Origin of the sequence: Streptomyces sp. NWU339 (genome assembly GCF_003143855.1) — a bacterium.
In the GTDB taxonomy this organism is placed as follows: domain Bacteria; phylum Actinomycetota; class Actinomycetes; order Streptomycetales; family Streptomycetaceae; genus Streptomyces.
Genome location: NZ_QFRK01000001.1, coordinates 177473 through 189952 on the forward strand (window position 1 = coordinate 177473; position 12480 = coordinate 189952).

General features: G+C 71.4%; 18 protein-coding genes and 1 pseudogene. 15 read left to right on the forward strand and 4 right to left on the reverse strand.

What is annotated here, in order from left to right; translation table 11 throughout:
• The first annotated feature begins 31 nt into the window (after nucleotides 1-31).
• The 10 genes and pseudogenes from DIZ27_RS00835 (at nucleotide 32) to DIZ27_RS00880 (ending at nucleotide 5426) form a co-directional block, all read left to right on the forward strand.
• Nucleotides 32-403 (forward strand): gas vesicle protein, encoded by a 372-nt coding sequence (locus DIZ27_RS00835; protein WP_109376305.1) that lies wholly within the window; start codon nucleotides 32-34, stop codon nucleotides 401-403.
• 49 nt (nucleotides 404-452) lie between these two features.
• Nucleotides 453-887, forward strand: coding sequence for a gas vesicle structural protein GvpA (locus DIZ27_RS00840; RefSeq protein WP_109376306.1), 435 nt, complete (start codon nucleotides 453-455; stop codon nucleotides 885-887).
• Nucleotides 884-1657, forward strand: coding sequence for a GvpL/GvpF family gas vesicle protein (locus DIZ27_RS00845; RefSeq protein WP_109376307.1), 774 nt, complete (start codon nucleotides 884-886; stop codon nucleotides 1655-1657). Before DIZ27_RS00840 ends, DIZ27_RS00845 begins: the two co-directional genes overlap by 4 nt.
• A gap of 4 nt (nucleotides 1658-1661) precedes the next feature.
• A complete protein-coding gene (locus DIZ27_RS00850) occupies nucleotides 1662-1925 on the forward strand; it encodes a gas vesicle protein GvpG (RefSeq protein WP_109376308.1) in 264 nt (87 codons plus the stop codon).
• Nucleotides 1922-2494: a DNA primase gene (locus DIZ27_RS00855; RefSeq protein ID WP_109376309.1), complete on the forward strand. Its 573-nt coding sequence runs from the start codon at nucleotides 1922-1924 to the stop codon at nucleotides 2492-2494. The genes DIZ27_RS00850 and DIZ27_RS00855 overlap by 4 nt, the downstream gene beginning before the upstream one ends.
• Nucleotides 2491-3615: an SRPBCC family protein gene (locus tag DIZ27_RS00860; RefSeq protein WP_109376310.1), complete on the forward strand. Its 1125-nt coding sequence runs from the start codon at nucleotides 2491-2493 to the stop codon at nucleotides 3613-3615. Before DIZ27_RS00855 ends, DIZ27_RS00860 begins: the two co-directional genes overlap by 4 nt.
• A pseudogene (locus DIZ27_RS46710) lies at nucleotides 3612-3938 on the forward strand (gas vesicle protein); the annotation flags it as partial. The gene DIZ27_RS00860 and the pseudogene DIZ27_RS46710, both read left to right, overlap by 4 nt.
• Nucleotides 3939-4096: 158 nt before the next feature.
• The gene (locus DIZ27_RS00870) at nucleotides 4097-4906 is read left to right on the forward strand and encodes a GvpL/GvpF family gas vesicle protein (protein WP_109376311.1); all 810 of its coding nucleotides are present in this window, start codon (nucleotides 4097-4099) and stop codon (nucleotides 4904-4906) included.
• Nucleotides 4903-5091, forward strand: a complete 189-nt coding sequence (locus tag DIZ27_RS00875) for a gas vesicle protein (protein WP_055570463.1) — start codon at nucleotides 4903-4905, stop codon at nucleotides 5089-5091. The genes DIZ27_RS00870 and DIZ27_RS00875 overlap by 4 nt, the downstream gene beginning before the upstream one ends.
• Entirely contained in the window at nucleotides 5088-5426 is a 339-nt protein-coding gene (locus DIZ27_RS00880) for a gas vesicle protein K (protein ID WP_258308172.1), read from the forward strand. Before DIZ27_RS00875 ends, DIZ27_RS00880 begins: the two co-directional genes overlap by 4 nt.
• 51 nt (nucleotides 5427-5477) lie before the next feature.
• Here the strand turns inward: DIZ27_RS00880 and DIZ27_RS00885 are convergent, their stop codons facing one another.
• Together DIZ27_RS00885 and DIZ27_RS00890 are read right to left on the reverse strand one after the other, a co-directional pair.
• Nucleotides 5478-5648 carry a hydrophobic protein gene (locus DIZ27_RS00885; protein WP_109376312.1) on the reverse strand — a complete coding sequence of 57 codons (171 nt, stop codon included), beginning with the start codon at nucleotides 5646-5648 and terminating at the stop codon, nucleotides 5478-5480.
• Between the two features lie 42 nt (nucleotides 5649-5690).
• Nucleotides 5691-6512, reverse strand: a complete 822-nt coding sequence (locus DIZ27_RS00890) for a methyltransferase domain-containing protein (protein ID WP_109376313.1) — start codon at nucleotides 6510-6512, stop codon at nucleotides 5691-5693.
• A 195-nt stretch (nucleotides 6513-6707) separates the two neighbouring features.
• Here DIZ27_RS00890 and DIZ27_RS00895 point away from each other — a divergent pair, with 195 nt between their 5' ends.
• Both DIZ27_RS00895 and DIZ27_RS00900 read left to right on the forward strand, forming a co-directional pair.
• Nucleotides 6708-8327, forward strand: coding sequence for an ABC-F family ATP-binding cassette domain-containing protein (locus DIZ27_RS00895; protein ID WP_109376314.1), 1620 nt, complete (start codon nucleotides 6708-6710; stop codon nucleotides 8325-8327).
• Nucleotides 8328-8472: 145 nt separating this feature from the next.
• Nucleotides 8473-8730, forward strand: coding sequence for a DUF6158 family protein (locus tag DIZ27_RS00900; RefSeq protein ID WP_109376649.1), 258 nt, complete (start codon nucleotides 8473-8475; stop codon nucleotides 8728-8730).
• A gap of 65 nt (nucleotides 8731-8795) precedes the next feature.
• Here DIZ27_RS00900 and DIZ27_RS00905 read toward each other — a convergent pair whose 3' ends face one another.
• Both DIZ27_RS00905 and DIZ27_RS00910 read right to left on the reverse strand, forming a co-directional pair.
• Nucleotides 8796-9338: a type 1 glutamine amidotransferase domain-containing protein gene (locus DIZ27_RS00905; RefSeq protein ID WP_109376315.1), complete on the reverse strand. Its 543-nt coding sequence runs from the start codon at nucleotides 9336-9338 to the stop codon at nucleotides 8796-8798.
• An 82-nt stretch (nucleotides 9339-9420) separates the two neighbouring features.
• The gene (locus tag DIZ27_RS00910) at nucleotides 9421-9813 is read right to left on the reverse strand and encodes a DUF2795 domain-containing protein (protein ID WP_109376316.1); all 393 of its coding nucleotides are present in this window, start codon (nucleotides 9811-9813) and stop codon (nucleotides 9421-9423) included.
• 172 nt (nucleotides 9814-9985) lie between these two features.
• Here DIZ27_RS00910 and DIZ27_RS45510 point away from each other — a divergent pair, with 172 nt between their 5' ends.
• The 3 genes from DIZ27_RS45510 (at nucleotide 9986) to DIZ27_RS00920 (ending at nucleotide 12465) form a co-directional block, all read left to right on the forward strand.
• Nucleotides 9986-10138, forward strand: a complete 153-nt coding sequence (locus tag DIZ27_RS45510) for a hypothetical protein (RefSeq protein ID WP_181383325.1) — start codon at nucleotides 9986-9988, stop codon at nucleotides 10136-10138.
• A 188-nt stretch (nucleotides 10139-10326) separates the two neighbouring features.
• Nucleotides 10327-11112, forward strand: coding sequence for a hypothetical protein (locus tag DIZ27_RS00915; protein ID WP_109376317.1), 786 nt, complete (start codon nucleotides 10327-10329; stop codon nucleotides 11110-11112).
• A gap of 120 nt (nucleotides 11113-11232) precedes the next feature.
• Nucleotides 11233-12465 (forward strand): aminotransferase class I/II-fold pyridoxal phosphate-dependent enzyme, encoded by a 1233-nt coding sequence (locus DIZ27_RS00920; protein WP_109376318.1) that lies wholly within the window; start codon nucleotides 11233-11235, stop codon nucleotides 12463-12465.
• Nucleotides 12466-12480 lie beyond the last annotated feature (15 nt).

The following is a 12480-nucleotide window of genomic DNA, read 5'->3' on the forward strand; positions in this document are numbered from 1 at the left end:
GACTTGCGGCCACACGGAGGAGGAGGTGCCCATGACGAACGCAAGAAACACCGGAGACTCCAAGCGTTCACAGGAAGCACAGGACGCTCACGAATCCCGCAAGCCCACGGAAAACACCAGAGCGGCCAAACGGCCGAGCCCCATGGAGGTGCTGCGCCAGGCGCGTGGGCAGCTCGCCGAGCTCACCGGTATGGAAGCCGAGTCCGTCTCGTCCTTCGAGCAGACGGAGGAGGGCTGGGCACTGGAAGTAGAGGTTCTCGAACTCGAGCGTGTGCCCGACACGATGAGCCTGATGGCGAGTTACCAGGTGGAGCTGGGGCCCGACGGAGAGCTCACCGGTTACCGGCGGGTCCGCCGCTACGAGCGAGGGCGGGCCGACGGGCGCAGGTCCGGCGGCCGGTAGGCCGCCCGGCCGGACCTCCCCGACCCACAGACAAGGAGGAAGAATCGGCATGACAGTCGTACCGGCACAACAGTCCGGTGGTGGAGGCGGCAGCAGCGGTCTCTACGACGTGCTCGAGCTCGTCCTGGACAGGGGGCTCGTCATCGACGCGTTCGTGCGCGTGTCCCTGGTCGGCATCGAGATCCTCAAGATCGATGTCCGCGTCGTCGTCGCCAGCGTCGACACCTACCTGCGCTTCGCCGAGGCGTGCAACCGGCTAGACCTGGAGGCCGGGCCCCGCAAGAGCCCGGGCCTGCCCGACGTGGTCGGCCAGGTCACCGAGTCCGGCGCCCGCGGCAAGTCCAAGGGAGCGCTGTCCGGAGCCGCCGAGACCATCTCCAACGCCTTCCAGCAGGCCCGCGACGAGAGCTCCGAGGGTGAGACCCAGTCCCGTCCGCGGGCCCGCAAGAGCACCTCGGCACGCCGGAGGGAGGAGCAGGAGTGAGTACCTACGTCTACGGCATCACGGCGAGTTCGTACCCCGCCCTCCCCGAGCACACGAGCGGCGTGGGCGACCCGGCGAGTCCGGTGCGCATCCTGAAGGAGGGCGAGCTGGCGGCCGTCGTCAGTGACGCCCCCGAGGACCTGCGTCCCAAACGCAGGGAACTGCTCGCCCACCAGAACGTGCTCGCCGAGGTCGGCGCGGTCGGCTGTGTGCTGCCGATGCGGTTCGGCAGCGTCGCCCCCGACGACGACTCCGTCACCGCCGTGCTCGCCGAGCGCGCCGAGCACTACAAGGAGCGCCTGCGGGCGCTGGACGGCCGGGTCGAGTACAACGTCAAGGCCAATCATGGCGAGGAAGCCGTACTCCACCACGTGATGGCCGGCAACCCGGAGATCCGCGCTCTCGCGGAAGCCAACCGGCAGGCCGGCGGCGGAAGTTACGACGACAAGATCCGCCTCGGCGAGATGGTCGCCGAGGCGGTCAGGGCCCAGGAGGCCGAGGACGGCGTCGCCGTGCAGCGTGCCCTGGAAGCGGCGGCCGACGCCGTGAGCGTGGGTCCCGAGTCCACGGGCTGGCTCGCCAACGTCTCCTTCCTGGTGCCGCGCGACGCGGCCGGGGACTTCATGGCCGCCGTGGACCGCGTCCGCGAGGACATGCCGCACCTGGAGGTGCGGCTCAACGGCCCGCTGCCCCCGTACAGCTTCGTGGAGCCCGGCCCGGCCGAACCGGCGGGCGCCACGGCGGGTGGGGCGGACGCCGGAATGGGGTGACGACATGGGGCTGATCTCGGAAGTGCTGCTGCTGCCGCTGGCCCCGGCGCGCGGCAGCGGATGGGTCATCCAGCAAGTGCTGCGCGAGGCGGAGCGCATCTACTACGACCCCGCCGCGATCCGTGCCGAACTGGCGCGGCTCGAAGAGCAGTTGGAGGCCGGAGAGATCACCGAGGAGGAGTTCGACCGGCAGGAGGACGAACTCCTCGACCGATTGGAGACCGCGATGCGCACCAGCGCCACAGGGGACGGGACGGCACCACGATGAATCGGACAGCGCTCGGCCTCGCGATAGGGGCCGGATACCTTCTCGGACGGACGAAGAAGCTGAAGACGGCGGTCGCCGTCGGCGGGCTGGTGGCCGGCAAGAAGCTGAACCTCGGGCCGCGGATGATCACGGACCTGGTCTCCTCGCAGCTGCAGAAAAACCCGCAGTTCAAGGAGCTCGGGGATCAGCTGCGCGGTGATCTGCGCGGCGCCGGCAAGGCGGCCTCCGGGGCGCTCGTCGAGCGGCAGCTCGACTCCCTCGCCGACAGGCTGCACGGCCGTACCGCCGAGATGCGCGAGCAACTGGCCGGTTCGGGCCGCCCGGACCGCGAGGCCGGGGACGACATGGATGCCACGGACGCCACGGACGCCACGGACGAGGAGCCGGAACCCGAGCGGTCGGCGAAGAAGACCTCGTCGAAGAGGGCTCCGTCGAAGGAGGCCGCCAAGAAGACCGCCAAGAAGGCACCACCCGCAAAGAAGGCCGCTGCCGAGAAGACCGCGGCCGCGCGGACGGCCACGTCCCGAGGGGCCCGTTCGCGCACGTCGAAGGGAGGCGGTGAGCGATGACCGAGACACTCGGATCGGCCACCTCCGCCGCGCGCGACAAAGTGGGCGAGGCGGCGAAGAACCCGCTTGCCGACATGGCCCACAGCGAGGCCGCCGACCGCCTCAAGGCGGAACTGCAGGACTACCTCGCGGCCCAGGCCACCCGCCTGCTGACCGGTGTCGGCCGCAAGCTGGGCGAGACGACCGGCAAACTCACCGACATCGCCGAGGGCAACAGTCCGGGTTTCGCCAAGCTCGCACTCGACGGCGGACGCAAACTCGCCGAGGGCAAGGGCCCGCTGCGCAGTGCCGTCGAACTGGGTGCCTCGCGCGTCAAGGACAACGTGATGGGTGCGCTGAAGGGCCTGGGCGGCGGCGGTGGCGAGGGCAAGGCCAAGCGCAAGCGCTCCGCGGGCAAGAAGCCCACCGTCATCATCGAGCACATCGATGTCGGCGTCCCGCTGCGCACGGCCTACGACCAGTGGACCCAGTACCAGGACTTCAGCACCTTCGCCAAGGGCGTCAAGAGCGCCAACAAGTCCGACGACACCACCTCGGACTGGCACGTCAAGGTTCTGTGGTCCAACCGCAGCTGGAAGGCGCAGACCACCGAGCAGATCGCCGACGACCGCATCGCCTGGTCCTCCGAGGGGGCCAAGGGCACGACGAAGGGCGTCGTCTCCTTCCACAGCCTCGGCGACAACCTCACCCGGGTCCTGCTGATCATCGAGTACTACCCCACGGGCTTCTTCGAGAAGACCGGCAACATCTGGCGCGCCCAGGGCCGCCGGGCCCGGCTCGACCTGAAGAACTTCGCCCGCTTCATCACGTTCAAGGGCGAGGCAGAGGAAGGCTGGCGCGGCGAGATCCAGGACGGTGAGGTCGTCCGCAGCCATGAGGACGCCGTCGCCGAGGAGGAGGAACAGGCGCCGCCCGGGGACGAGGAGCCGGAGGACGAGTACGACGGCGAGGGTGACGAGTACGACGAAACGGAGGAAGCGGAGGAAGCCGGGGACGGGGAACCGGCCGAGGACGGCTACGAGGACGAGGGCGAGGACGCCTACGAGGAAGAGGAAGAAGGCGAGGACGAGTACGAGCCTGAGGACGAGCCCGAGTACGCCGAGGGCGGGAGCCGTCGATGACGACACCCCGTCGGCTCCCCGAGCCCTACGGGCAGGGTGGCGGCGCCAATCTCGCCGACATCCTCGAGCGGGTGCTCGACAAGGGCATCGTCATCGCGGGCGACATCCGCATCAACCTGCTCGACATCGAACTGCTCACCATCAAGCTGCGGCTCATCGTCGCCTCCGTCGACAAGGCGAAGGAGATGGGGATCGACTGGTGGGAGACCGACCCGGCGCTGTCCTCCCGCGCCCGTCGCTCCGAACTGGCCAGGGAGAACGCCGAGCTGCGTGAGCGGCTGGCCGCACTGGAGGGCGACCGTCCGCTGGAGACCGGTCGTTCGCTGGACACAGGTCGTCAGCGGGAGACAGACCGTCCGCTGGAGGCCGGCCGTCAGCGGGAGACCGACCGTCCGCTGGAGGCCGGCCGTCAGCGGGAGACCGACCGGCCGCAGGAGACCGGCCGTCACCGGGAGACCGACCGGCCACAGGAGGAGGCCCCGTGACCGGACTGCGGTACGTCTACGCCATATGCCGTCCCTTCGGCACACCGCTCCAGGCACAGCTGACCGGAGTGGCGGGTGATCCGCCCCGGCTGCTGACCCATCACGACCTGGTGGCCGTCGTCAGCCATGTGCCGGAGGCGGACTTCGCCGAGGAGCCCTTCCACGAGCATCTGGAGGACCTCGACTGGCTGACCACGGTCGCCCGCGCCCACCAGGGCGTCATCGACGCGCTCACCACCGTCACCACGCCGCTGCCGCTGCGGCTCGGCACCGTGTTCCGTGACGACAGCGGCGTACGGACGATGATGGAGGCGCGCGAGGAGGGCTTCCTGCGGACACTGGGACGGTTGGACGGCCGGGTGGAGTGGGGCGTGAAGGTCTTCATCGAGGCGGAACGGCCGGCGGACACCGCCGCCCCGCCGGCGCAAAAACCCACGTCGGGCCGGGACTACCTGCGTCAACGGCGCATGGCGACGAAATCGCACGACGACCTGTGGCAACAGGCCGAGGCCTTTTCGACCCGGCTGCACGAGACGCTTTCCGGCTGCGCCGAGGATTCCCGGCTGCACGCCCCGCAGAATCCCACGCTCTCCGGCGCGTCGGGCCGCAACGTACTGAATGCGGCTTATCTCGTACCGCGGGCGGAATCCGAGAAGTTCGTGGAACGGGTGGAACGGACGAAGAACGGGACGCCCGGGATACGCGTCGAACTCACCGGCCCCTGGGCGGCCTATTCATTCGCCGGGGAAGAACCTGCCGGAGAGGAATCAGCCGGAGAGGAATCAGCCGCGGGGGAGGAGGCATGACCGTAGTCGAGCGCCGGGAGATAGCCCTGGTGGATCTGCTCGACCGGCTCCTGGCCGGCGGAGTCGTCATCACCGGCGACATCACGCTGCGCATCGCGGACGTCGACCTGGTCCGTATCGACCTCAACGCGCTCATCAGCTCGGTGAACGCGAACGTCCCGTCGCCCTTCGAGGAGTCGCGTTGACGGCCACCCCCGACGACCGTCACGGCGAGCCGCACGAAAGTCGGCGCGAGGGGCGCGGCCGGCGCAACCGGCTCGACCTGGAGCCGGACACGGTCGAACGCGATCTGGTCAAACTGGTGCTCACCGTCGTGGAACTGCTGCGCCAGCTCATGGAGCGCCAGGCGGTGCGCCGGTTCGACGAGGGGGACCTGACGGAGGAGCAGGAGGAGCGCATCGGACTCACCCTGATGCTGCTCGAGGAGCGGATGACGGAACTGCGTGACCGATACGGACTGCGGCCCGAGGACCTGAATCTGGACCTCGGGCCGCTCGGACCGCTGCTGCCGCGGGACTGAGTCCCCGGCCGCCCGGTGACGGAGGTTTCCGTCACCGGGCCGTCCGCCGTCTCACCACTTGTACCAGCGGCCCCTGCCGCCGCTCGCCGATGTGCTGCGCATGAAGAATCCCAGCAGCCACACGACGAGAACCGCCAACGCGATCCACCAGAGCACCTTCACCGCGAAACCGGCGCCGAAAAGAATCAAGGCCAGAAGCAGAACGAGCAGAATGGGAACCATAGTGTCAACCTCCTGCCGTTCTGGTTGCCCGGAATTCTCGTTTCAGGCTTCCTTGCGGCAGAGAATTTCTCCGTGCAGCACACTGAACCATCCGTCCTCCCGCGTGCCCCACTCCCGCCATGCCGCCGCCACGGCCCGCAGTTGTCCGCCGGTGGCGTGGCCCTGCCCGGTGGCCCGCTCGGCGTAGCCCGACGCCACCGTGCGGTCCGCCCACAGGGCGCTCCACCAGGCCCGCTCCTCGGCGGTCGAGTAGGTCCAGGTGGCCGAGGTCGCGGTGATGTCCGTGAACCCGGCCGCCAGCGCCCAGGACTTCAGCCGCCGGCCGGCATCCGGTTCGCCGCCGTTGGCCCGAGCCACCCGCCGGTACAGGTCCAGCCAGTCGTCCATGCCCGGGGAGAGGGGGTACCAGGTCATCGCCGCGTAGTCCGCGTCCCGGACGGCGACGAACCCGCCGGGCCTGGTCACCCGCTTCATCTCGCGCAGTGCCCGCACCGGGTCCCCCACGTGCTGGAGCACCTGGTGGGCGTGCACCACGCCGAACGTGTCGTCCGGAAAGTCCAGCGCGTGCACGTCGCCCACCGTGAAGGCCGTGTTCGTCAGACCGCGCTCGGCCGCCGTGGCACCGGCCTGCTCCAGGATGCCCGGCGCCCGGTCGAGGCCGGTGACGTGTCCGTCGGGGACGAGTCCGGCCAGGTCGGCGGTGATGGTGCCGGGCCCGCATCCGATGTCCAGGATCCGCATACCGGGCGTCAGCACCCCGAGGAGGTACGCCGCCGAGTTGGCCGCGGTCCGCCAGGTGTGCGACCGCAGTACCGACTCGTGGTGCCCGTGGGTGTAGACGGCGGTCTCCCGCGATGGCGGCATGGTGAGCCCGTCCCTTCTCGTCGTGGTCTCGTCGTGGTGTACCTGTCTTGGGATGACCGTCACGGTACGCACTTCGGCCGCATCGTGAGACCCGTGTTTCATATGCCGGACGATTCGGTGTCGGGCGGGCACCCCGCCCACCCGACCGGCAAAACCGTTTGCCACCTGCGCCGACGCCCCGGACAATCGCCTCCCATGGGTCACCTCGAAGCCGCGCATCTGGAGTACTTCCTTCCCGACGGGAGGGCGCTCCTGGGCGATGTGTCCTTCCGGGTGGGCGAAGGGGCCGTCATGGCTCTCGTGGGACCCAACGGCGCGGGCAAGACGACCCTCCTGCGTCTCCTCGCCGGCGAGCTCAAGCCGCACGGCGGCTCCGTCACGGTCAGCGGCGGCCTCGGCGTCATGCGTCAGTTCGTGGGCTCCGTACGGGACGAGACGACCGTGCGCGACCTCCTCGTCTCCGTCGCCACGCCCCGGATCCGCGAAGCGGCCCGCGCCGTCGACAAGGCCGAGCACGCCCTTCTCACCGTCGACGACGAGGCTGCCCAGCTGGGCTACGCACAGGCCCTCGCGGACTGGGGCGAGGCACGCGGCTACGAGGCCGAGACACTGTGGGACGTGTGTACGACGGCCGCGCTCGGCGTCCCGTACGACAAGGCGCAGTGGCGCCAGGTACGCACCCTTTCCGGCGGCGAGCAGAAACGCCTGGTCCTCGAAGCGCTGCTGCGCGGCACCGAGGAGGTCCTGCTCCTCGACGAGCCCGACAACTACCTCGACGTGCCCGGCAAGCGCTGGCTGGAGGAACGGCTCGCACAGACCCGCAAGACCGTGCTGTTCGTCTCCCACGACCGCGAACTCCTCGCCCGCGTCGCCCAGCGCATCGTCTCCCTCGAACCGAGCCCCACCGGCGCCGACGCCTGGGTGCACGGAGGGGGCTTCGCCACGTACCACGACGCCCGACGTGAACGCTTCGCCCGCTTCGAGGAACTGCGCAGACGCTGGGACGAGAAGCACGCCCAGCTGAAGAAGCTGGTGCTGAACCTCCGGCAGGCCGCCTCCGTCAGTCCCGACATGGCGTCCCGGTACCAGGCGGCCCAGACCCGGCTGCGCAAGTTCGAGGAGGCCGGACCGCCGCCGGAGCCGCCGCGCGAGCAGAACATCAGGATGCGCCTGAAGGGCGGCCGGACCGGAGTGCGCGCGGTCACCTGCGAGCGGCTCGAACTCACCGGCCTGATGAAACCGTTCGACCTGGAGGTCTTCTACGGCGAGCGGGTCGCCGTCCTCGGCTCCAACGGCTCCGGGAAGTCGCACTTCCTGCGTCTGCTCGCCGGGGACGACGTGACGCACACGGGCGACTGGCGGCTCGGCGCCCGCGTCGTCCCCGGACACTTCGCGCAGACCCACGCGCACCCCGAGCTGGAGGGCCGCACGCTCCTGGACATCCTGTGGAAGGAGCACGCCCAGGACCGGGGCGCCGCCATGTCCCGGCTGCGCCGCTACGAACTGACCGGACAGGCCGAGCAGACCTTCGAGCGGCTCTCCGGCGGCCAGCAGGCCCGGTTCCAGATCCTGCTGCTGGAACTCCAGGGCGTCACGGCGCTGCTGCTCGACGAGCCGACCGACAACCTGGACCTGGAGTCGGCGGAGGCGCTGCAGGAGGGCCTGGAGGCGTTCGAGGGCACGGTGCTGGCCGTCACGCACGACCGCTGGTTCGCCCGCTCCTTCGACCGCTACCTGGTCTTCGGCAGCGACGGCAGAGTCCGGGAGACCCCGGAACCCGTGTGGGACGAGCGCCGCGTGGAACGGGCCCGGTAGCGGCCCGCCGCCGTACCCGGAGGCCTTGGGCCGGGATGTTCGTGGACCGGGATGTTCGTAGAGTGGGTGCAGGGACGCGGGACCCGTGGCCTCCCCGGGCGGGTATCCGGACCGCAGGTACGCCTACGACGAGCGGGGCATCACGATGACCGGAGTCGAGCCGAACCGCCTGGACGATCAGCAGCTCATGAAGGAGCTGGAGAACATCCACCGCACGCGTCACGACACGCTGCTGTACGGCTCCAACGACGCACTGCGGGTCCACAACGACCGTATGGCGCAGCTGGAGGGCGAGTACCTCCGCCGCAATCCGCGCCGCCCGGTGGCGGCGGGCCGCACCCGCGAAGGGGCCCGGGGGCGGAGCAGCGCGGACAGGGCGACACCCGCGAACCCGGGCACCTGACGGACCGATGAAGAGCCGGGACCCACGGGGCGCGGGTCCCGGCTCGTTCGGGTCGTGCGGGTCGTTCAAGCCGCTTCCGCGGCGAACACCTCCAGATACGTCTCACAGAACGCCTTGAGGTCGTCCGGCTTGCGGCTGGTGACCAGCTTGGCGGACTCGTGGTCGCAGACCTTCACCTGCTCGTCGACCCAGGTGGCGCCGGCGTTGCGGAGGTCGGTCCGCAGGCTCGGCCAGCTGGTCAGCTCCCTTCCGCGGACCACGTCCGCCTCGATGAGGGTCCAGGGCGCGTGACAGATCGCGGCGACGGGCCGCCCCTGTTCGAAGAAGTCGCGGACGAACGCGACGGCCTTCTCGTCCGTGCGCAGCAGGTCCGGGTTGGCCACCCCGCCCGGCAGCACCAGCCCGCCGAAGGAGTCGGCGGACGTGTCGCCGACGACCTCCTGCACCGGGAAGGTGTCCGCCTTGTCGAGATGGTTGAACGCCTGGACCTCGCCCGGGCGGGTCGACACGAGCACGGGTTCGTGACCGGCGCCGACGGCCGCCTTCCACGGCTCGGTCAGCTCGACCTGCTCGACGCCCTCGGGTGCGACGAGGAATGCGATACGCATGGGGGGCTGTGTCCTTTCGTGTAATTCGTGTAATTCGTGCAAGACGTTCGGGTTCGTGGTCGGGTTCGTCCGGACCGACCGGCTACGGGTTGACCGCTTCCCGGGAGCGCGTCAGCGCCTCGGCCAGCTCCTGGACGTTGTTGTAGCGCGCCTGTCGCGGCAGCCGGCCCAGTGCCTCGACGAGGGTGTCGGGCGCGTACCGCCGGTCCAGGGTGCGCATCAGTTCGCGCGGGCCCGCGGGGAACGCTCCCCGGCTCAGGAGCCTGGCCAGTTCCAGCCTCACCGACTCCAGTGACGTCGGCCCGCGGTTCGGCGTCACCGGGCCGTGCGCGACCGCGGGGTCGTCCTCGGCGAACGGCTCCGGGTCGTTCCACTCCTCGGTCCGGGTGGGGTGCCCTGACCTGAGCAGACCCTGCAGTTCGTGCTTCATCTCGTCGTCGCGGTGAACGCTCAGCCGGTCACTGCCTCGCTGCATGTCTCTCTCCAGATGGCTCGGGGTGTGCACCGCGTACCCGGCCGGCGGACACCGACACGGGGTTCGGCGGGCGGATCGTCACCGTCGGGTGCCGGGCACCGCCGGGTTTGGCCCGTGAACGACGGGAGACCCGGTTCCCCCACCTCCCGCGCCTCCTGCGAAAGGACCGGCCATGGCGGTGCTTGCCGTGCTCATTCCGATACTCATGCTCGGCGTACTGCTGATGCTGGGCCGCTACGAGGACCTCGTGCTGCCCGGCATGCAGGAACAGGATCCCGACGGTCTCCCCGCGCCTCACGACAGGGGCGTTGCCGGCAGTCGCTGATCGGCCGACCGACCGACCGGGCCGGGGCGCGCCGGGTGCCCGGCCTTTCACCCACTCGGGTGTGCCCGCCCCACCAACGGCGGCCGGCCGCGCGCGGTGCCGCGGCCGACGGGCTGGGATGGATGCGGGGCGCGACTTCTGCGAACGGGACCACCGTGCCCCGTCCGTCGCCCGAAGGAGCCCGCACCATGCGCCGCACCGCCCGCGCCCTGTCTCTCGCCGCCGTCGCCGGCACCGTGCTCGGCGCGCTCGCACCGACCGCGTTCGCGGCTGTGTTCGCGGATCCGTCCGCCGAGGTCAGTCCGGGCAGGCCGGCCCCGGGCGGCACCGTCACCGTCTCGGTCCTCTGTGATCCGGTCGACGGCCGCCCGCCGGAGACCATCGAGGCGACCTCGGAGGCCTTCGACAAGGGCGTCGTCGAACTGAAGAAGGTGGCCGGCTCCGACGAGGAGGAGTCCGGCCCGGCCTACCGGGGCACCGCGAACATCCGGGGTGCCGGGGGTGCCGGGGGCCCGGGCGGCGACCCGTTCGACGAACCCGATCCGCCGGGGAAGACCGAACCCCCGGAGGAGACCGACCCCCCGGACGAGGCCGACCCGCTCTACGACATCGATCCGCTCTCCGCGGTTACCGAGGCCGACCCCGCCGGCGAGGACTCCGCGCGGACCGTCGAGGGCACATGTCCTGCCGCGCCCGGGAAGAAGGGCAAGCCGTGGAGTGCTTCCTTCACCGTCGCCCGCCACCCCGGCGGTTCCGGCGCGACCTCTCCCTCGCCCCCGTCTTCGCACTGCCCCGAACGCGAGCGCGCCGACTGCGACGGCACGGCGGTCCCGGGCGGTGTCCACGCCGGCACGGGCGGCGGGTTCGACGACTCCGTTCCCGCCCTGGCCGCGGGCGGCCTGCTGATCGCGGGCGCGTTCGGCGCCGCAGCCCACCGGCTGTACCGCGACAGGACCGCGCGTACGGGCCGCTGATGTTCCCCGAGCGGCCCGCGGCCGTCCGCGCGGAGTGGCACCGTGGGTACTGACCAGGGTGACCGACTCGGGTGACCCCCGTGGGCGCGCCGGGGCACCAGACACTGCGCGGAGGTGCGTATGCGGCGGACGGACCCCGGAGGGCACGGCCCTGTCCGCTTCGGACCGGCACTGCCCGAGGACGGGCTGCCCGTCCTGCCCGAACTCTCCGCCGCCCTCGCCGCCGCCGCGTCCTGCGCGCAGGCCGAGCCGGTCGGCGGCGGCCCCGCCCTGCTGGACGCCGCGTGCGGCCACGGCGACCGGCGCGGTCTGCCCGCCGCCCCCGACCGGGTGGCCGTCGCCCCTGGCGCGCCCGCCCTCCTCATGGCGCTCACCGCGGCCGTCGGCGGGGACGTACTGGTGCCCCGGCCCTGCGCCGCCTGGTGGGCCCCCGAGGCCCGGCTGCTCGGCCGCCCCGCCTTCCACGTGCCGACGCCCCCCGAGAGCGGCGGCGTCCCCGATCCGTACGCCCTGCTGGAGACCGTGCGGCGGGTGCGCGCCGAGGGCGGTGACCCGCGTCTGCTGGTGCTCTCCGTCGCCGACGACCCCACCGCCACCGTCGCCCCGCCCGAACTGCTGCACGAGACCGTCGAGGCCGCCGTCGCCGAGGGGCTGCACCTGGTCAGCGACGAGACCTGGCGGGACACCCTGCACGCACCGCGCGAGACCGTGCTGCTCAGCCCCGCCGAGATGCTGCCCGAACACGTCACCGTGGTCACCGACCTGGCGGGCGCCCTGCTCCCGTCCGGCTGGCCCGCCGCGATCGGCCGCTTCCCGGCGGGCGCGGACGGTGGCGCGCTCCACGCGCGCGTGCTCGACGTACTGACCGCGCTCGACGCGCGGGTGGCCGCCCCGGTCTCCGTCGCGGTGGCCTACGCGCTGGCCGAGCCGGAACCGGTCACCGCGCGGACGGCCGCCACCGTACGCCTGCACGCCCGCGTGGCCGCCGCCGCGCGGGATGCGGTCGTCGCCGCGGGAGCCCTGGCCCGCCCCCCGCAGGCCGGACGGCACCTCTACGTCGACCTCACGCCGCTGGCCCCCGCACTCACCGCGCACGGCGTCGGCGACGCCCAGGAACTGGAGGACTTCCTCACCGGGCGGCTCGGCATGCCCGCGCCGGGCGGCCACCGCTTCGGCGACGACCTCGAGGCGCCGCGCGTACGGCTGTCCACCGCGCCCCTGCTCGGCGACACCGTCGAGCGGCGAGCGGAATGCCTCGCCTCGCCCGAGCCGCTGGAACTTCCGCACGTGCGAAGTGCGTTGGACCACCTGAGGACGGTCTTCGACGACCTCCGCGACGAAGCTCAGCGATAAGAGCCCCTCCCGCGG

Excerpts from the sequence above, each read along its gene's own strand:
- DIZ27_RS00860 (WP_109376310.1), top strand. The coding sequence starts at position 2,491 with ATGACCGAGACACTCGGATCGGCCACCTCCGCCGCGCGCGACAAAGTG.
- DIZ27_RS00895 (WP_109376314.1), top strand. The coding sequence starts at position 6,708 with ATGGGTCACCTCGAAGCCGCGCATCTGGAGTACTTCCTTCCCGACGGG.
- DIZ27_RS45510 (WP_181383325.1), top strand. The coding sequence starts at position 9,986 with ATGGCGGTGCTTGCCGTGCTCATTCCGATACTCATGCTCGGCGTACTG.
- DIZ27_RS00840 (WP_109376306.1), top strand. The coding sequence starts at position 453 with ATGACAGTCGTACCGGCACAACAGTCCGGTGGTGGAGGCGGCAGCAGC.
- DIZ27_RS00885 (WP_109376312.1), bottom strand. The coding sequence starts at position 5,648 with ATGGTTCCCATTCTGCTCGTTCTGCTTCTGGCCTTGATTCTTTTCGGC.
- DIZ27_RS00890 (WP_109376313.1), bottom strand. The coding sequence starts at position 6,512 with ATGCCGCCATCGCGGGAGACCGCCGTCTACACCCACGGGCACCACGAG.
- DIZ27_RS00875 (WP_055570463.1), top strand. The coding sequence starts at position 4,903 with ATGACCGTAGTCGAGCGCCGGGAGATAGCCCTGGTGGATCTGCTCGAC.
- DIZ27_RS00855 (WP_109376309.1), top strand. The coding sequence starts at position 1,922 with ATGAATCGGACAGCGCTCGGCCTCGCGATAGGGGCCGGATACCTTCTC.
- DIZ27_RS00905 (WP_109376315.1), bottom strand. The coding sequence starts at position 9,338 with ATGCGTATCGCATTCCTCGTCGCACCCGAGGGCGTCGAGCAGGTCGAG.
- DIZ27_RS00915 (WP_109376317.1), top strand. The coding sequence starts at position 10,327 with ATGCGCCGCACCGCCCGCGCCCTGTCTCTCGCCGCCGTCGCCGGCACC.
- DIZ27_RS00910 (WP_109376316.1), bottom strand. The coding sequence starts at position 9,813 with ATGCAGCGAGGCAGTGACCGGCTGAGCGTTCACCGCGACGACGAGATG.
- DIZ27_RS00850 (WP_109376308.1), top strand. The coding sequence starts at position 1,662 with ATGGGGCTGATCTCGGAAGTGCTGCTGCTGCCGCTGGCCCCGGCGCGC.
- DIZ27_RS00900 (WP_109376649.1), top strand. The coding sequence starts at position 8,473 with ATGACCGGAGTCGAGCCGAACCGCCTGGACGATCAGCAGCTCATGAAG.
- DIZ27_RS00835 (WP_109376305.1), top strand. The coding sequence starts at position 32 with ATGACGAACGCAAGAAACACCGGAGACTCCAAGCGTTCACAGGAAGCA.
- DIZ27_RS00920 (WP_109376318.1), top strand. The coding sequence starts at position 11,233 with ATGCGGCGGACGGACCCCGGAGGGCACGGCCCTGTCCGCTTCGGACCG.